Here is an 18,891-nt window from a genome sequence, read left to right as displayed (position 1 = left end):
ATAAAAATCGCCCAGCGGCGATTTTTTTGTTTTATAGATTAGAAGATTATTTCGTTTTGCGATAAATTTTAATTTTCAAAATCCTATCTTGACAAGTTTCACCTTTATTAGGATAATATCAATTAAAATCTTAAAATCGGAAAAGGTTAGGACAAGTGATGTATGGCGGAAACGACTTTTCCGTCCTTTTTTTATTTAGAGAAGAAGGGTACGAATCGAATGAAGAAACAACTGGTGGTTGTCAAAATCGGAAGCAGTTCTCTTACAAATGAATCAGGGACCATCTCTGAACAGAAAATGGGAGATCATGTCAAAGCATTAGCTTTCTTAAAAGAACAAGGTCATGATGTTATTCTAATTTCATCGGGAGCAGTTGCAGCTGGATTTAGTTCACTCGGATATCGAATTCGTCCAAAAGATGTAGCGCGAAAGCAGGCGGCTGCAGCTGTTGGACAGGGGCTGTTAATGCAGCACTATCATTTACTATTTAATGAGTTTCAGATGATCCCGGCGCAAATCTTAATTACCCGTGAAGATTTTTACAGCCAGGAACGGTTCCACAATCTATATTCAACGATCCATGAGTTACTGCAAAGAGGGGCAATCCCGATTATAAATGAAAATGATTCGGTTGCCATCGAGGAATTAACGTTCGGTGACAATGACATGCTTTCAGCACTGGTAAGTGGTTTTTTACATGCAAATGCATTGATGATCTTAACGGATGTAAACGGCCTATACGATGGAAACCCGAAAGTATCGAGGGATGCGCGGAAATATTTTTTTATCCCGGAAGTGTCGGATGAACTACTGGAAGCTGCCGGTGGTCAAGGGTCGGCTCTCGGAACGGGAGGGATGAAATCAAAGCTGTTGGCAGCAAAAAAAGCTCTTTCCCTCGGTGTCAGTGTTTTTGTTGGCAGTGGAGCGGGCAGGGAAAAACTTGCTGATATTTTGGCAGGAAAGGGGGATGGAACCTATATCGGAGGACCATTCCAGACGCAAATGCAAATGAGAAAACAATGGATTGCCTATCATTCTCCTGTCAGGGGCACAATTGAAATCGATGACGGGGCGGAAAAAGCAATCGTACAACAGGGTAAGAGCCTTCTTCCCGTGGGAGTAACAAAGGTTATGGGGGAGTTTAATGCTTTGGATGTTGTGGTGGTCCGCAATCAAAATGGAAAAATGATTGGCAAAGGGCAAAGCTATTATTCTTCCAAAGTATTACAAAAGGTTAAAGGTTTACAAGGTGAGTATTCGAAAGACTTTTCTATTAATAAACGCGCTGAAGTGATCCATCGTGATCATTGGGTTGCTATTTTAAAGGAGGAACCAAATCTTGAATGAGCTGATTGAGAAGGCTAAAAAACTTAAAGTTGCAGCCAAAGAATTAGGAACGCTGTCAACTGAAGACAAAAATCAAGCATTGGCTGGGATGGCTGACCAGCTAATGAATGAGAAACAGTTGATTTTGCAAGAAAATGCCAAAGATATTGCAGCCGGACGAGAAAAAGGCCTTTCTAATTCATTGTTGGATCGTTTATTGTTGACTAGCGAGAGAGTAGATGGGATTGTCGAGGGAATTCGACAATTGACCACTTTAGAGGATCCCATTGGAGAAACCATCGATTCGTGGGAGCGGCCAAATGGATTAAAAATTCAAATGGTTCGGGTTCCACTTGGTGTCGTCGGAATGGTGTATGAAGCAAGACCAAATGTGACAGTTGATGCGGGAAGCCTGTGTTTAAAGGCAGGGAATGCTGTATTGCTGAGAGGAAGTTCTTCCGCGCTCCATTCCAATAAAGCGCTGGTAGAAGTGATGCGAAAAGGACTTGTTCGTTCAAGGGTCCCGGAGGATGCGGTGCAATTATTGGAGGACACAAGCAGGGAAACGGCTTCCGAAATGTTTAAATTAAATCAGTACTTGGATGTCCTTATTCCTCGCGGGGGTGCGGGATTAATTCAATCGGTCATTCAAAATGCCACGGTTCCTGTGTTAGAAACAGGTGTTGGAAATTGCCATGTCTTTGTTGATCATTCCGCAGTAAAGAACATGGCACTCGAGATTGCCATAAACGCCAAATTACATCGGCCTTCTGTTTGCAATGCCGCTGAAACATTATTGATCCACGAGAAGTGGCCGTTTGTTTCCGATCTCTTAAATGTTTTTCATACAAAAGGAGTCGAATTAAGAGGCGATGAACGTTTATGCAGCAGCTATCCGTTCGTTAACCATGCATCTGAAGAAGATTGGCATACAGAATTTTTAGCACCCATTTTAGCTGTTCGATTAGTCCGGGATGTTCATGAAGCGATCGATCATATTGATCAATATGGGACGAAGCATTCGGAAGCGATCATTAGTGAGAATAAAGAAAACGTCGAATTATTTTTCAAGCAAGTAGATGCCGCTGTTTTGTATCATAATGCATCGACCCGTTTTACTGATGGGGAACAGTTTGGCTACGGAGCTGAAATTGGCATTAGCACGCAAAAGCTGCATGCCCGAGGACCAATGGGTTTAAAGGCCATCACGACTACAAAAGCGCTGGTGCTTGGAACGGGCCAAATTCGGGGTTAAAGGTCATCACCTGTCTTTTTAGAGAGTTTATGAAAAGGACATTCCGTCAGACCGGTATCATCATCATGCAGAAAATATTGCTTCCATTCATAGTTATCATGATGTCCGTAAGTGTTTAAATCGGGATGAATACCAATGGTATCGTAATTCTTGAGACGCTTACGGATATTTGCTTTTATTTTATCCACATTTAATTTGGAAGAGCGAAAGGATTCTAAAACCCATCTAGGTGTAATAGCCAGCATGAAAAAAGGAAAATGGCGGCTCATTCGCTTCTTATGTGCAGGGGTTGCACAATACATAAAATACTGTTCCCCATGAAAGCAAAATTCCCATAATGGGTTATTTGGATCAGCAGGAATATGTGCAGGCCATTCTATTGGATCTCTTTCACATACTTGATTAAGCTGTTCCCAAAATACCTTCTCAAACGCTTCTACATTCATGGTTTCTCGAAAATCAGCCGGAGTTTCATAAAAGACAATAAGGGATGTATAATCACCGCAACTTTTATATATTTTGGAATAATCGCTTAATATTGTCGCAAGTTCATTGGCAGAAGTTATTTCCCTTGGGTCTGAAACAAACCCATACAAAAAGTGATTCTGTTGAAAACCCATCGTGGCTGGAATACAGGGGAAGGGTTTGTCTTTATCTGATAATTTTTCAGCAAATAATTGGACGGCATTCTTTTTCCAGCCGTCAAGAGTATTTAGTGAATGGTTCGTATATAGGTTCATCAATAGCCCTCCTCCTCCATAAACTATTCATTCTCGATGAATGGGTGAGTGACTATTAGAAACCATCCAATAAAATAGGCTTATCGAAAAATAATCTGCTATAATAAAAATACAAACATACATTCTCTATCCGATAAGATGGTGATTTTTTGTTAAATGTGGTTCAGATTTCAGTTCGAACACTTGTGGAACATGTTTTTCGCTCAGGAAGTATTGATCATCAATTCCGTTCGCAAGCTACACTCTTAGATGGGACAAGGGCCCATCAAAAAATTCAAAAAACCTATCAAGATGGCGATCAGAAGGAAGTATATCTTAGGACTGAAATTCCTTTTGAAGACCTTCGTTACACCGTTGACGGCAGATGTGACGGGCTTTTGTTTCGAGAAGGAAGCGTGATTGTGGATGAAATCAAGTCTACCATTAAGCCTGTTGAACGAATAGAAACGGACGGTTATCCTGTTCACTGGGCCCAAGCGAAAATGTACGCCTATATGTATGCAACGGATCATGATTTAAAGGAAATGACTGTCCAATTAACCTATGTTCATCTTGAAACAGAAGCGAAAAGGCATCTGTCTAGAGTTTATTCCTTTTCAGAACTGGAGTCTTTTGTCCACTTGGTCATTAAAAGCTATTCTCCTTTTGCATTGCTTCAGTTCGAGCATCGAAGCAAACGAAATAAAAGTATTAAAGAGTTGCCGTTCCCATTTGAAACGTATCGGAAAGGGCAAAGAATGTTAGCAGGTGCCGTTTATAAAACCATTACAGAGGAAAAAAGTCTGTTTGCAAAAGCCCCTACCGGTATTGGCAAGACAATCTCTACTCTTTTTCCATTAGTAAAAGCAATGGGAGAAGGGCTTGTAAATCGAGCTTTTTATCTAACCGCTAAGACCATTACACGTACCACGGCAGAGGAAGCCTTAAACAAAATGCGTACATGTGGACTTTGTTTAAATTCCGTTACCATAACAGCAAAGGACAAAGTTTGCTTCAAGGATGAAACGAAATGCCAAAAGGATTATTGTGAATTTGCCAATGGTTATTTTGACCGAATCAATGATGCGGTCCTTGACATATTAGCTAACGAAGAAAGTTTGACCCGTGAAGTGATCGAAAGATATGCACGGAAACACACAGTCTGTCCATTTGAATTTTCGATCGATCTTGCCTATGTGGTGGACATGGTCATTTGTGATTATAATTATATTTTTGATCCTCGCGTCTCGTTAAAACGGCTGTTGGAGGAGCAAAAAAAATCAACGGTTATACTGGTGGATGAAGCGCATAATCTAGTCGACCGCGGCCGGGAAATGTTTTCTGCGGCCTTAAACAAAGATCTGTTTCTTCAATTAAAAAAAGTCTTCAAAGGGGTTAATAAGAAGGTACATGAGGCGGCAGGCAAGATTAACGCTTATTTCATTACTTGGAAAAAGGAGCAGGACGGGATCCTTGAAAAATTAGAGGAAGAATTTATAGAAAAGCTTATTGGATTTGTTGAAGAGGCCGAGCAGGTCCTAAGGAAGGGTGAACATACCCAAACCCTTTTGGAAGCTTACTTCCTAGTGCAAAATTTTTTAAAAATCGCAGCGCTAGTTGATGAACAATATGTGATTTACACGGAAAAAAATCGCAACGATCTAACCGTCAAATTGTTTTGCCTTGATCCCTCCAAACTGATTTCCCAAATGAGCAGAGTCTTTCTTTCCAAAGTGTTTTTTTCGGCAACTTTAGCACCACTTCCCTATTACAAAGATATCCTTGGGGGAAAAGAGGAGGATTACACGTTATCAATTCCCTCTCCTTTTTCAAAAGATCAGGTCGATGTCTTTATTAAACCATTATCAACGCGTTATCGTGATCGGGAAAAAACGAAGGATATCATTGTTGATTTGCTCAATTCCCTAATTAAAAGCCGTCCGGGTAATTATCTGATCTTTTTCCCGTCCTATCAGTATTTACTTTCAGTGTACGAACAATTTAGCCAAGCGGATGCAGAAACGAAAACGATTGTCCAGGCGTCCGGTATGGATGAACGAGAAAGAGTGGCCTTCCTGAATTCCTTTCAGCCTGATCATAATGAAACACTTGTAGGTTTCGCCGTCCTAGGCGGGATTTTTTCAGAAGGCGTTGATTTAATAGGAAATCGCTTAAATGGCGTAATTGTTGTTGGTGTCGGTCTGCCGCAGCTTTGTATGGAACGGGATCTGATAAAAGATCATTTTAATGCCCAAAGCAAGAATGGGTATGATTATTCGTATGTATATCCCGGGATGAATAAAGTGCTGCAGGCGGGAGGAAGGTTAATCAGATCGGAAAATGATCATGGAACGATCGTTCTTGTCGATGATCGATTTTTACAAAGAAAGTATCAATCACTTCTGCCAGAGGAGTGGCGGCAATTTACAGTCATATAAATTAGTTTAAAAAAGAGTGTTATCGTCAGTGATAACGCTCTTTTTTCCTATTGTCAAATGTATAGCTGGAATGTATTTGAAGAAACCTATAATTACTTTTTAATTGGAGGATCAGAATGTTTGAAGAGAAGTTAACAAAAAGCATAGATTCCATCCATTCAGATTTTGAAATGAATATGCAAACTTTAGAAAACACTTTTTCTAAAATGCATGATTATAAGACGAGAGTTTTTGAGATAAAGGGACGAAGAATCGGGATTGCGTTTATTGATTCGATTACGAACAAGGACATTGTAAATGGAAGAGTAGTAAGCGAAATTTTCAAGTTGGATCAAAAGGACTCTATACTTGAATTGCCCGTTGGAGATATAAAACCCACGGATGACTTTAAGGGTGTATATCTTGGCTTATTGGATGGTAAAGTGGCAATTTTTGATGAAAATTCTAAATGCGCTTATCTGCTTGATACTAGTTTATTTGAATCACGGGCTATTCGGGAACCTGATTCTGAAAAAATCATTGGTGGTTCACATGACGGCTTTGTTGAGAACTTAAACAAAAATATTAATATGCTCCGGAATCGGATCAGAACGCCAAAATTAAAATGCGAGTTCCTTAGTGTGGGGAAAGGCCAAATAACTACCCATGTTTCCATTCTATATATGGATAATATCGCGAACCCCGAAGTAATTGAAGAGGTAAAGTATCGAATTTCTGTCATACAACTTGAAAATAATCTAACACCAGGAAAATTAGAGGAATTTATTGAAGATAACTCCTTTTCACCCTTTCCACAAATATTGGAAACAGAGAGGCCAGACCGGGTTGTTGCAAATTTGATGGATGGTCGAATTGCTGTGATCGTTGAGGGGAGCGCAACGGTATCGATCATGCCGGTTACATTTTTTTCATTTTTTCAATCTCCTGATGACTATAATACAAGGTTTATATTGGGTTCGTTTCTACGGAGCATTCGTTTAATCGGGTTTTTAATTTGTATTAGTTTGCCATCGATTTATATCGCCATTGTATCCTTTCATTATGAAATTCTTCCTTACGAATTAGTCACAAATATTAAATCAAGTCTTGAATATGTTCCATATCCTCCAGTTATTGAAGGCTTGATCATGCAGCTTACATTGGAATTATTAAGGGAAGCCTCCATCCGTCTTCCTACATCTATGTCACAAACCGTTGCTGTTGTGGGAGGATTGGTAATCGGCACGGCCATTGTGGAAGCAAATCTTGTTTCGAATACTATGATTATTGTAATCGCTATTACGGCCATATCCTCTTTTACAGTGCCGATCCACGAGATGAGTTCATCGATACGATTATTAAGTTTTCCGATGATTTTTGCAGCGTCACTCTTAGGATTAGTAGGTATTGTTGTAGGCTTCATCCTTTTATTTATTCATTTAGTAAAACTAGAATCCTTTGGTTCTCCTTACTTCGCCCCTATAGGACCAATAAAGTGGTCCGAAATGAAAGATAGCCTGATAAGGGTTCCTTATTGGAAGATGAAGAACCGCCCTAGTACTGCTAGACCAATTAATCAAAAGCAATCCACTGGTAAGAAGAGGTGGTCGGAGGATGGAGAATAACAAAGAGAGTATTACTTCTTTTCAGATGTTCTTTTTTGTTGTTTTGAATATGATAGGTGAAGGGATTTTGACATTCCCAAATATGGTTTACAAAGAGGCATTTCAAGCATCCTGGATTTCAATTTTGATAACAGGTGTTCTTGTTGAATTACTTGTTTTGACTTATATTTATCTGAATTATCGATTTCCTAAGCGAACGATTTATGATATTTGTACCGTTGTTTTTGGAAAATGGATTGGGAAATTAATTATTGTGGGATACCTTGTTTATTTTTTCCTCATCTGCATCAATATTAATCAGTCATTCATGATGATTATTTCAAATTGGATTTTAACGGATACTCCTCCATGGGTAATATTATTCTTAATGCTGATGATAGGAATTTACTTAGGAAAAGAAAATCTAAGAATTATCACGTATTTTTTTCAGTTAAGCTTTTGGATTATTCTTTTTCTTATGTTAATGAATCTAGCAGCGATCCCAAATTTTCATTGGAAGTATTTATTTCCTGTAACAGAGGTATCATTTGGCAAAATATTAAAAGGAAGCCAAAGCAGTATTCCTTCATTTTTAGGGTTTGATAGCTTATTAATTATTTTACCTTTTGTTCGTGGCAAGTTGAAAAACAATGTAAAGTCCTCTTTCATTTCAATTGTTTTCATAACAGCCACCTATCTCTATGTGATGCTAACCTGTATTATGTTTTTTAGTTCAAAAGAAATGATGTTGATTCCTCAACCAATCCTTTATCTATTTAAATCGTTAACGATTTTTGGCGTTATTGAACGACTTGATCTAATTGTTGTTTCTTTATGGATAGTCATGATCATGACCAGTTATGTTTCCTATTTATATCTATCAAATATTGGAATTTGCACTCTATTTCGGATAAAAAATCGAACCATTCCAACGGTTGTAATCGCGGTACTTGTTTATCTTCTAGTACTGGCTCTTCCAGAGAGAAGTGAATCATTTTTAGCTCAATCCAATTTGATTCCTTTTTTAAGCTATATCTTTACTGCAGGCATTCCATTGTTAACCATTATTTTGTCCTTTTTATTTCACACAAAGGAAAAGAAGGAAGTGAATCCAATGTGAAAAATGTAAAAGGATTGATCGTCATGATGACGTTAATTTTCCTTACAGGTTGTTGGGATGAACAACTTTTAAAGGATAGTTCACTTGTCCTCAGCATTGGATATGATTTGGAAAAAAATAACGAGGTAAAAACAACATCATCCATTCGTACAAGTAAAATGATTTCTGGTGGACAAAGTGAGTCAGTGAACTACATTGTAGAAGAAGTAGGACATACATTGAGGGAAAATAGATTGGAGGTGGATAAACAAATCCCAGGTGTTTACGCCCCCAACAAATTACGAATCATATTAATTAGCGAAGACATAGCCAAGAAAGATCTATACCCTTATTTTGATGTCTCTTTTCGTGATTCGCGAAGTTCTCTTGCAGCAAAAGTTGCTGTCGTGCATGGCCGGACCTCTTATATTATCAAATTGAAAAGACTAAAGGAGAATTTGATTAGTGAGGCACTCATTGATCTCATTAAAAGCGCTGAAGAACATACCATTGTTCCAGTCGAAAATCAGCAAACCATTCTCACCAGTTTGTTTGACGAAGGGGAGGATTTGACCCTGCCATACATGGAACAAATGGATAAGGATAAAGTGAAAGTCACAGGAATTGCTTTGTTCCATCATAGAAGCTTTACAGGAGAAACGTTAAAAGGAAATAAATCAACTATATTGTTAATGGCAAAGGGGGAAAAAAATAAGGATATTAAGCTAACAGAAAGTCTAAAAAATACGGATCAAAATATGAAGAATTTTGTATCCTTTTCCGTAAAGAAGATTAAAAGGAAAATGAAAATAAATATAATAAATGGAGAACCAGAAGCAGTCTTAAACATGAAGCTTTTTATTGAAATAAATGAGTATCCGAACGGATCATTAGTAGAAAAAAAGGATGTCACAGCACTTGATAAAAAACTAGCACGAAGGATTGAAGAGGAAGGAAATGAGGTATTAACAACTCTTAAAAAAGCAAATTGCGATGCCTTTGGAATTGCCCGGTATTTAATCGCTGACCATAACAAAGAGTGGAAGAGATTAAATTGGGAGCAGGTTTATCCGAAAATGCCTTTTAAAATACATGTTCAGGTTGAAACCGTCAAAAGAGGAATTATTTTTTAATAGCTGCAAAAAAAGATCCATCAATGATGGGTCTTTTTTTGATTAATCGACGACTCCGGTTTGTATGATATCAACCTCAACTTTAGCATGAACTTTTGCTGATGGATAGAAAGCTTTCCATTGTTTTTCGTTAAAATGTCGATCATGCTCCTTAAATTTTGCACCTAAGCCTAATGGGTCGACATTCTTTTTTTGAAATAGATGTATGATTTGTAATGTATTTTGTTCTAATTGCTTTTCAATTTGCTTTTGAAGCTTTTTTTTATCAATTGGGACCCTTTTTTTCTTAGGAGAAGTGAATTCCTGAAGCCGAGTTTTCAACTTTATATTTATTGTAAAATCAGGTTTGCCGTTTCTTGTTTTTACTTGGTATTTTGTTTTTGAATCAAGATTATCAAGAAGAACCTTGTCACCGTTTTCTAAAATGAATTGATGGATACCATGCTTGTATTTGTCAACCAAACATTTAAAAATAAATAAATCCTCAAAAAAAATGGGAAAGACATAATGATCGTCTTTTAATAAAGCCATACCAATTATTTTGATATTATCTCCTTCTTTTTTAAGAAGAGGCAAATACGGATCCTGTCCTTTTTGAAAATATTGAAATAAGAAGGTTTCTAAATTAGAGCGAGGAATAATTCCAATTTTCATATTTTGGTCAAGCATTTCTTGTATAAAAATAGAAATATTTTCTATTTTCGTTTTTTCTATATTAAGTAATTCATTCGCATTTCCATCCACAATCGCCATTTGCACAACACTACCAATGGAAGGATCACGATTTAAGGTGTCAACGATATTTAAAATTCCTTTTTTGGCGAGGAATTTTCCGAAAAGAGCAAGTCGGAGCTGTCCACTTACTAAAGGGAAGCGTGTTTCATTACTTAATTGGGTCCGTATATCTTTGCTAGATTCTCCAATTGCTGATTTGACTTCAGTAAATGATTTATCTTTTTTATAGGTTGGAAATACAAAGGTACCGTTTATCTTATTTTTTTCGGCCAAATCATACCCAATGCCCTGGGCCATATTGATTTCATTAACAATATATGTTGGGAGAAACGAGCAACCGGTTAATAAAAAAACGATAAACACCAAAAGCACTGATCGACTAACCATTTTGTTTACCTCTCTTTACTAAGGTAAAAACCAGTAAGAGTAATGGGATATAACCATAAAATATCCATAAATTCAGTTGCGTGACGTATTTGTCCACAAGATCTCTTAATGTATCGTTTATTAATTGACTAATCAATATAATAAAGAAGCAAATTATTAACAAAATATACTTCTGCTTTGCAGAAAAAATTTTCTTAATCCCCCTGCTTGCACACCATAATAAAAGAGCGAGCAATGCTGAAACAATCAACAAATACATAGAGATGTATACGTATTCAAATCGTTCTAAATAAGATAACTTGATGATTTTCGTTATCGCTAATTCTCCCCAAATGGTTGTTTTTAACTGGTCTTCACTATAATAGGTAAAAGAAACAATAGCGGAAACTGTATATAATAAGGTGGTAAACAAAACGCCAAAATGAGCGAATTTGCGAGACTTGTTAGGATCTCTAATAAAAGGATAGTACATTAATAATGTCTCTGTTCCTGCTAATGTGTACATCGAGCCTTTAACGGAATCCACCATATCTAAAAAGGAATGGTTTAAAACAGGAAGCAAATTTGAAAAATGAGCAATTTTTAAAGGGAAAATATATAAAACGATAAGTAAAATTTGTGGAAGAAACAACGTTGTAAAAGAAACTCCGGCAACAGCGCGAAATCCTCCAGATACACAATAATACACTAATAGTAATATCAAAGTAGAAAGAACCCATGAGGGGATGGTTGGAAACATCCAAACTTGTACGATTTCAATATACCCTAGTATGACGGATACACTAGCCAAAAAGTAATAGAACATGATGATGAAACTGAAAAATTTCCCGATCATATTGCCAAAAATACGTTGATGGATATCTACTATATCTCCATTCGCCATCCCTAAAAGTTTATACATAATCCAAATAAAAGCTTGAACTAAACAACCGGCTATTAACACACCTATCCAGGCATCAAATCCTGCTTTCGCGGCAATGGTTCTTTGGAATCCCAGGATCCCTACTCCCACTTGAGAATTGTAGACAATAAAGAAGACTAAATAAGGTGAAACCTGATGCCTACGATTTACTTGCAATTTAGATACCCCTTTACGATTTATTCATAAAAATCGTTTACTGGTTCTGGGTTTTTTTTAGTACCTGTAGATTTTCTCTTCTTTTGAGGTCTTAGGTTTGTTGGATTTTCTTTTTGCATAGAAAAAGGAAGCCTGACCCATAAATCTTGGAAAGAAGTTTTACGGATGGGGTACTGACTTACATATGGATGCCCAAGTGACGTTAATCTAAGTAAATGTAAACTAGTAAATTGTAATCCAAAAAACACCCCAAACAGCCCAAACCATTGGGCAAGGAAAATGACAGGGAATTTAATAAAGCGGATGGTATTGCTGAATTTATAGACAGGCGATGTATAAGAAGCTAATTGCCCAAGTCCTACTAATATTAGCAGGACATTACTTGTTAACCCCGCTTCCACCACTGCCTGTCCGATTACGATTCCACCGACAACTCCAAGTGATTGCCCGATTTTTAATGGCAACCGGATACCAGCCTCTTTTACCATTTCAATCATTAATTCTAAAAATAAAGCTTCTAAGAAAGGAGGGAAGGGAACAGATGCCCTTGATCCAACAAGTGTTTCAAGTAACTTGGCAGGTATTAATTCATAATGATAGGTCATGATGGCTACATATAATGGAGTAACCATCGTTGAAAGGTAAAAAGCAACCAATCGTAGTATCCGGAAGAAATTTCCAATAATCCAAGAATAACTATAATCCTCCATCGCAATAAAAGATTCCATTAAAGTAACAGGAAGAATGATGAGATTTGGCGATCCATCAACGGCAATGATAATTTTTCCTTCTGATAATCCTGCCGCTACGCGATCAGCTCGTTCTGTTGAAATCGATTGTGGGAACAATGAATTAGAGTTATCCTCAATCATGGATGAGATATAAGAACTATCCAAAATATGATCATATTGAATATCATTGATTCTTTGAATGACGGTGTTTACATTTTCCAAATCGGCAATTCCATCTATATAAATAACTGCTACTCTTGTTTTTGACAATTCTCCAACAATTGTTTCCTTGACAAGTAGTTCAGGAATCGGCAATTTTTTTCGGATGAGATTAATATTGGGGTCTAATTCTTCAATAAATCCTACTTGGGGGCCGATAGCAGAGGTTTCCACTAACGGCATCCCAAAATCCCGAAATTTATTGTTGGCAATATTGATTAATAAACAAGCGTCATCATCGGATTTTAATTGAATGGCAATGCAACCATTCATAATGTTTTGAATGATATTGTCTGAATCCTTTGTATAAATAATCTCTTGAACAGGAATTTTATTTTTTAAATCCTTTAATGTGTACTGCTCCTCTAAATAAGGTAATACGTCTTTATGTAAGATATCAGAAGAAATAAGTGTCCGAAAGTATGAAAGCCAAAATGGATCCGAATCTTTTAATGATGTGTTCTCATGAACAAAGTCATTCGATTTGGATAGTCGATCAATCCAGTTTTGATTCTCTTTTCGTAAATCAGTTGAATTTTCCTTCATTTTATTTTCCCTCAATAAAACTTTTTCTTAGTATTGGATGAATAAGAATTTTTATGCAAATAAGGAAGCTTTGCTTTCCTGGGAAAGCGCAAATTAAGACATTATTTTTGGATGAATTTGCATTTTTTTAGAAATACTTTTTGTATGAGGATTTATTTGGTATTCGAGAGGAGTGTTTGATATGGCCAAAGTGGAAGTGGGCGAAGTATTTTCTATTAGTGATGGTGATGGGGAAGAGCAGGAGATTGAAGTTCTCGGCGTCATAACCATTGAGGGAACCGAGTATGCTGCAGTTGCTTTTGCAGATGAAGTTCGCGAAGAGAGTGACGAAGATATGGATCTCTTTTTCTTAAAGGTTGATGAAGAGGGAGATCTAGAGGCTATTGAAAGTGATGAGGAATTTACAAAAGTTTCAATTGCCTTTGAAAAAATGATGGATGAAGAAGATTAGAGGGGGCGCCCCCCTCTATTTTTTTGACTATTTTAAAATTGGAAAAATTATGTATGGATTATGAAAATGAAGGAATACTACTATCAATCATTACCACAAAGGAGCGAATAAATGTTTATTGAAGAAGGCAGCAAGTTTCAAATATCTGAAGGAATAAAAAGTTATTTTAACTCGGCCGAAACGTTGACCGTTATCAGCAATAATGGAATCACGATACAATTTACCCTGGGTGATAATAAAGGTCATGGTTCAATGCCCGTTGATCATTTAAACTACTTATTAAAAAAGTCAAATATGACACAAATTCCTACGAAAAGATTTGTTCTGAATATGGATAATCAAGAGGAGCAAATCGGTTCATAATAAAAATACTCTCAGGTTTGCATGATTAACTTGGGAGTATTTTTTTTTGTATAAATGATCTTTTAGTTATTCAAATGGAAGTGATGGATATATTTATAATGATGGAAAAGTAAAAAAATTTGCTGGACAATTCTGAATGATGTTAAGATGAAAGCGTTTTATAAGAATGAAAAGGGGGATGCAATTGGAAAAATTAATGGAATCTGAAATCCAGGATAAATTAACGGCTATTCCGAAATGGCATTTATCTGATGAAAAATGGCTTGAAAGGAAGTATCGGTTCCTCGATTATTTAAATGGTCTTGAATTCGTTCAACAAATTGCAAATTTATCAGAGCAGGTCAATCACCACCCTTTTATTTCTATTGATTACAAATTAGTTACCATCAGGCTTACCTCTTGGCATGCTAAAGGTCTGACTGATTTAGATTTTGAATTAGCCAGCAGGTATGATGAACTTTATTCGAAAATAAAAACGTAATGACCTTGGAGGGGAGATCAAATATGGGGGAGAAGATTACTACAGCTAGAAAAATTCCGAGGCACTTATGGAAATATGTAGCAGACCAGCAATATGAGACATACTCACCGATTGATCATGCGGTTTGGCGATATGTGATGAGGCAGAATCACCATTTTCTTAAGAACACGGCTCACCAGGCTTATGTGGGCGGTTTGAAATCGTCGGGAATTTCGGTTGAAAAAATCCCGAATGTAGAGGATTTGAACGAGGCACGATCACCATTTGGCTGGGATGCGGCAAACATTGATGGGGTTATCCCATCGGTCGTATTTTTCGGTTTGCCATTTGGTAAGCTGAAAAACATCGACCACTCACTTGTGGATTGTACGGACGAGGAGCTTAAAGCTATTGGGATTATGGTCGGAACAGACTGCTTGTTGGAATACGAAAGCGGTGTCAAGGTAAAGGGCACGCCAACCCACTTTTTTCGCGAAAATAGTAAACTTTTAGTCATCAAATTTGCAAATTGTACGGTTTCTATAAATAATGAGATATTGTTTGATCCTGGGTGGGGTACGTACGATTTAGCAATTGGTGAGAAAACAACTTCTGTATTTGCCGGGGCTGCGGATTCTGAACAGTTTTACGCTGATTTGGAAGAAGCGGAAAAGAAGCCACCGGTGAAAGCGGAGCTGACCCCATTGGAAATGTTATATGGTCAGGTAAAGAATATCCGTGAAACTGCCATGGATAAAAACAGTAAAAAACAAGAACTCCGTGAGATCGTTAAGAAACTTACAAATGAATATAAACAGGAATGGTTGTTAAGAGTGGAGATTATCGAGCTTTTAACGAAGGAAGATTTATTATCGGAAGAGCAGATCATTCTGAAAGAACAACTGGAGGAAATAAAGCTGTTGCATGAAGAATACCCGGTTTTGATAGAGAGAGGGATCATGTTGGCTGGGTATTAGGAAGTTCAAATTGAAAAAGGTCGAACTCTACAAACGCAAATGTACAGCTTTTTAATATAAAGAACTAAAAAGAGCTGATGGGATTCCATTAGCTCTTTTCTTTCTCATCATAATAATTGGAGATAAAATTCAAGAATTCCTCACTTGGCAGTGAGAGATTTGTCTCATTAAAAATATAGTACAATGACCTTTTTAAATTTAAATCTTTAATCCATAATCTTTTCAGAGTCTTTAAGCTTAATTCCTTTTGAACGGCTACCTTGGAAATAATTGAAATTCCCATTCCTGATTCTACTGCAGATTTTATTGACTCCGTATTTTCAAGCTCCAGTATGACATTTAACCTTGTCGGGTTTAAATGATTTTGCCTTAATGTCTCCTCGATTACCTGCCTCGTCCCTGAACCTTGTTCTCTTAGAATAAAGGGAAGTGTAAATAATTCCTCAACTGAAATGTAAGGGTTTTCGTCTGTTGAATCCCCAATATAATCAGATGAAATAATAATCAATTCATCTTCAAGAAACGATTCTTGAACAAACTCCGGATAAGAAATCATCGATTCGATAAAACCAAGATTTATTTCTTCATCATTTAATTTTTCCACAATTTGTTGAGAGTTATAGATTTTTAAGATGATATTGACATTAGGATATTTTTGTTTAAAGGTGCCGAATAAGTAGGGAAGGATATATTCACCAATGGTTAAGCTTGCGCCAATAATTAAATTTCCATGAATGGATTGCGTTAATTGCTGCAGCTCTTTTTTAGTCTCATTAACTTGCTGAAGGATGGTTTTGGCTGCTTTAAAAAGGAGCTCCCCAGCTGGGGTTAAATATACTTTTTTGGTCGTACGATTAAAAAGCTGAGTGTCCAACGATTCTTCTAATTGGCGAATTTGTAAACTTACGCTAGGCTGGGACATATGCAAGGCCTTGGCTGTTTCCGAAAAATTCTTTTTCGTTGCGGCCATATAAAAGATTCTTAAATGTTCAAAATTCAATTGCTGATCCTCCTTTTCCCACTACCTTTATATTCTACTTCAACAAACAAAAACCTTGTAGAATTTATAAAAGGCTGAAAAAAGTGAGAGTTGACAATAAAATGGATGTGAGTAACATGGCAATAAACGGTCGAAGTGCTTTGGTTCGTAATGCTTGAAAGCTTACATTTAGACCCAGACCGACCATTGCCATTGTCAGAATATAGGTAGTTACGGTTCCAATACTATTTAATATGGAAGGAGAAATTTGAATAAAATGTCCAATAACATAGCTTCCAAATAAGCTCATTAGGATGAAGCCAATTAAGAACCAGGGGAAATCAATCTTCGTTTTATCTGCTTTATTGGCTGATTTTTTATTCATCCAATACATGAGGAGAAAACATAATGGAACCAATAAAAATACACGGCCAAGCTTTGCCAGCAGGGCTATTGCCAAAGCGTCTCCACCAGCAGGAGCCGCAGCTAAGGCAACATGGGCAATTTCATGTAAACTTACTCCTGACCAGATACCATAATTAATGGCGGTCAAATGAAGGAAAGGACGCAGCACCGTGTAAAGAATGGCAAAAACAGTACCAGTCAAGGCAATGATCCCTACACCGATGGCAGTGTCTTCTTCCTTCGTTTTAACAATTGGGGAGACAGCAGCAATCGCAGCGGCTCCGCAAACGCCGGTACCAATCGCTAGTAAAAGCGAAATTGAAAAATCTGCCTTCATCCATTTTGCCACTAACATCGTAAATCCAATGGCAAAAACAATGGTCAGCACATCACGAAGCAATAATGGCATGCCTTGATTAAAAATAACGGCGATATTTAGCTTTAATCCGTACAAAATGATGGCAAATCTTAGTAATTTTTTTGAAGAGAACTCAATTCCTGTTCGAATCTTTTCTGGGTAATCCCAAATTTGTCTCACGACGACAGCAATTATAATCGAACAAGCAAGTGGTCCCACTCGATCAAATCCATTAATTTTAGAAAGCCCTAATCCTAACAAGGCAATAAAAAAGGTAAAAGCAATTCCTCCAACAAATGGTACAAGTGCGAGTGACTTTTCGTTTCGTTTGACGTTTGTAACCGTTTTATATTTATTTCGTACGTATGGCTGCTGCATAATATCCATTCTCCCATTCTATGACTTTTCTAAAAGGTTGCATCAAAATGTTATGTTACCAAGGTACCATAGAAATCGGGGATTTTATTATATAGAAAGTTTATACCTTCTATATAAATATCTAATAAACTTTAATAGCGATTGATACTAATGACTTTTTTCAGCTTTTTGGTTATCTATAATAGTTTCTTATAGGGGATTAAGGGAAAAGTATATATCCAAATATTTCGGATTTATTGGAAACTAATTCAATAAAAAAGTAAGGCTGTCCCGTAACATTGGGAACAGCCTCACCATAATTAAAAAACTCCAATTAAATTGATAACATACAGCATCAGCGGAATCGTGGATAATGAAATGATCGTTGATATAATGGTAGTGAGTGCTCCCATTTCTTCATCCGCTGAATATTTGGCAAAAAGAATGGAGGCGAGTGTTATAGACGGCATCATCGACTGCACCAAAAGTGTTTGAATCATCTTTCCATTCAAATCGAAAAAATGAATGAAGACCGCAACAGATAAGGGTAAAAGGATGAGTTTTACAGTGAGTGGAATCCAAAGCTGGTTCCCTTTTTCCAGCAATTTACCCCGTTTCAGCGTTGAAATGAGCATTCCTATGTAAATCATGGCAAGCGGTGTAGCCAATCCTGATAGCTGCCCTGTAAGGTGAATGATCATAGCAGGCGGCTTAATGTTAAAATAGGCAACGGTCAAACCTGCTACAATGGCTGCAGTCGGAAAATTAATCATGGCTTTTAAGGTGTGAAAGGAAAAACGTCGATTTTTCTGGAGCAGAATCACCCCTACGGTCCAAATGACCACATCCACACCGGCATCAAATATAGCTGCATATAGGGCACCTACTGGTCCAATCAGTGTAGCACATATGGGAATCCCAATGAACCCGGTATTCCCGAGACCTGATAAGATGGCAAGTTCCCGTTTTTTGGTTGAATCTCCTTTAAATAGGAGCGATAATCCCCAGCCAAGAGCGATTCCGATCAGATTAATTAAAATCGATAAACAAAAAACAATTGCAATGGATTGAAAAACCCCTTCGTGGAGATCCACTTTGAAAATACTTGAAAGAATCATACAGGGCATCGCAATATTCACTATCAGACTGATAAACATTTTCCTTGTTTCTTCCAGAAGAGGAAAGGTTCTTGATAAAATAACACCAATCAGGATTAACAAGGTAATATTGATGATGGATTGAAAAACACTGGAAATCTCCAAGTTGCACACCTTCCCATGCTGTGTCAAAAT

General features: G+C 37.1%; 17 protein-coding genes. 10 read left to right on the top strand and 7 right to left on the bottom strand.

Annotated elements, in window-relative coordinates:
* The first annotated feature begins 219 nt into the window (after positions 1-219).
* Together proB and ACZ5XR_RS16285 are read left to right on the top strand one after the other, a co-directional pair.
* Positions 220-1,347 carry a glutamate 5-kinase gene (gene proB, locus ACZ5XR_RS16290; protein ID WP_464497348.1) on the top strand — a complete coding sequence of 376 codons (1,128 nt, stop codon included), beginning with the start codon at positions 220-222 and terminating at the stop codon, positions 1,345-1,347.
* Positions 1,340-2,581 carry a glutamate-5-semialdehyde dehydrogenase gene (locus ACZ5XR_RS16285; RefSeq protein WP_464497347.1) on the top strand — a complete coding sequence of 414 codons (1,242 nt, stop codon included), beginning with the start codon at positions 1,340-1,342 and terminating at the stop codon, positions 2,579-2,581. Before proB ends, ACZ5XR_RS16285 begins: the two co-directional genes overlap by 8 nt.
* Here ACZ5XR_RS16285 and ACZ5XR_RS16280 read toward each other — a convergent pair.
* Entirely contained in the window at positions 2,578-3,321 is a 744-nt protein-coding gene (locus tag ACZ5XR_RS16280; protein ID WP_464502343.1) for a YqcI/YcgG family protein, read from the bottom strand. The genes ACZ5XR_RS16285 and ACZ5XR_RS16280 overlap by 4 nt on opposite strands.
* 149 nt (positions 3,322-3,470) lie before the next feature.
* Here ACZ5XR_RS16280 and ACZ5XR_RS16275 point away from each other — a divergent pair, with 149 nt between their 5' ends.
* The 4 genes from ACZ5XR_RS16275 (at position 3,471) to ACZ5XR_RS16260 (ending at position 9,553) form a co-directional block, all read left to right on the top strand.
* Positions 3,471-5,738, top strand: a complete 2,268-nt coding sequence (locus tag ACZ5XR_RS16275) for a helicase C-terminal domain-containing protein (protein ID WP_464497346.1) — start codon at positions 3,471-3,473, stop codon at positions 5,736-5,738.
* A 116-nt stretch (positions 5,739-5,854) separates the two neighbouring features.
* Positions 5,855-7,342, top strand: coding sequence for a spore germination protein (locus ACZ5XR_RS16270; protein ID WP_464497345.1), 1,488 nt, complete (start codon positions 5,855-5,857; stop codon positions 7,340-7,342).
* Positions 7,332-8,441, top strand: a complete 1,110-nt coding sequence (locus ACZ5XR_RS16265) for a GerAB/ArcD/ProY family transporter (RefSeq protein WP_464497343.1) — start codon at positions 7,332-7,334, stop codon at positions 8,439-8,441. The genes ACZ5XR_RS16270 and ACZ5XR_RS16265 overlap by 11 nt, the downstream gene beginning before the upstream one ends.
* On the top strand, positions 8,438-9,553 hold the full coding sequence (locus ACZ5XR_RS16260; RefSeq protein WP_464497341.1) for a Ger(x)C family spore germination protein: 1,116 nt from the start codon (positions 8,438-8,440) through the stop codon (positions 9,551-9,553). The genes ACZ5XR_RS16265 and ACZ5XR_RS16260 overlap by 4 nt, the downstream gene beginning before the upstream one ends.
* Positions 9,554-9,595: 42 nt before the next feature.
* On the opposite strand, the gene ACZ5XR_RS16255 is transcribed toward ACZ5XR_RS16260, so the two are convergent.
* The 3 genes from ACZ5XR_RS16255 to ACZ5XR_RS16245 are packed head-to-tail and all read right to left on the bottom strand — an operon-like array spanning position 9,596 to position 13,249.
* The gene (locus ACZ5XR_RS16255) at positions 9,596-10,675 is read right to left on the bottom strand and encodes a Ger(x)C family spore germination protein (RefSeq protein WP_464497340.1); all 1,080 of its coding nucleotides are present in this window, start codon (positions 10,673-10,675) and stop codon (positions 9,596-9,598) included.
* On the bottom strand, positions 10,668-11,753 hold the full coding sequence (locus tag ACZ5XR_RS16250) for a GerAB/ArcD/ProY family transporter (protein WP_464497338.1): 1,086 nt from the start codon (positions 11,751-11,753) through the stop codon (positions 10,668-10,670). Before ACZ5XR_RS16250 ends, ACZ5XR_RS16255 begins: the two co-directional genes overlap by 8 nt.
* Positions 11,754-11,773: 20 nt before the next feature.
* Positions 11,774-13,249: a spore germination protein gene (locus ACZ5XR_RS16245; RefSeq protein ID WP_464497337.1), complete on the bottom strand. Its 1,476-nt coding sequence runs from the start codon at positions 13,247-13,249 to the stop codon at positions 11,774-11,776.
* A 181-nt stretch (positions 13,250-13,430) separates the two neighbouring features.
* On the opposite strand from ACZ5XR_RS16245, the gene ACZ5XR_RS16240 reads away from it, so the two are divergent.
* The 4 genes from ACZ5XR_RS16240 (at position 13,431) to ACZ5XR_RS16225 (ending at position 15,500) form a co-directional block, all read left to right on the top strand.
* Positions 13,431-13,700: a DUF1292 domain-containing protein gene (locus ACZ5XR_RS16240; protein WP_464497336.1), complete on the top strand. Its 270-nt coding sequence runs from the start codon at positions 13,431-13,433 to the stop codon at positions 13,698-13,700.
* A gap of 111 nt (positions 13,701-13,811) precedes the next feature.
* Complete coding sequence (locus ACZ5XR_RS16235; RefSeq protein ID WP_464497335.1) at positions 13,812-14,063, top strand: hypothetical protein; 252 nt, start codon at positions 13,812-13,814, stop codon at positions 14,061-14,063.
* Positions 14,064-14,259: 196 nt separating this feature from the next.
* The gene (locus tag ACZ5XR_RS16230) at positions 14,260-14,544 is read left to right on the top strand and encodes a 4a-hydroxytetrahydrobiopterin dehydratase (protein WP_464502342.1); all 285 of its coding nucleotides are present in this window, start codon (positions 14,260-14,262) and stop codon (positions 14,542-14,544) included.
* 23 nt (positions 14,545-14,567) lie between these two features.
* Positions 14,568-15,500: a hypothetical protein gene (locus ACZ5XR_RS16225; RefSeq protein WP_464497334.1), complete on the top strand. Its 933-nt coding sequence runs from the start codon at positions 14,568-14,570 to the stop codon at positions 15,498-15,500.
* 88 nt (positions 15,501-15,588) lie between these two features.
* Here the strand turns inward: ACZ5XR_RS16225 and ACZ5XR_RS16220 are convergent, their stop codons facing one another.
* The 3 genes from ACZ5XR_RS16220 to ACZ5XR_RS16210 form a co-directional block, all read right to left on the bottom strand.
* On the bottom strand, positions 15,589-16,500 hold the full coding sequence (locus ACZ5XR_RS16220; protein ID WP_464497333.1) for a selenium metabolism-associated LysR family transcriptional regulator: 912 nt from the start codon (positions 16,498-16,500) through the stop codon (positions 15,589-15,591).
* 64 nt (positions 16,501-16,564) lie between these two features.
* The gene (locus ACZ5XR_RS16215; RefSeq protein WP_464497331.1) at positions 16,565-17,620 is read right to left on the bottom strand and encodes a YeiH family protein; all 1,056 of its coding nucleotides are present in this window, start codon (positions 17,618-17,620) and stop codon (positions 16,565-16,567) included.
* 299 nt (positions 17,621-17,919) lie between these two features.
* A complete protein-coding gene (locus ACZ5XR_RS16210; protein WP_464497330.1) occupies positions 17,920-18,861 on the bottom strand; it encodes an AEC family transporter in 942 nt (313 codons plus the stop codon).
* Positions 18,862-18,891 lie beyond the last annotated feature (30 nt).

It is taken from the genome of Neobacillus sp. Fa239 (assembly GCF_055395235.1).
The sequence above is the reverse complement of the archived record's forward strand: the minus strand, read 5'-3'. Positions and strand labels throughout refer to the sequence as shown.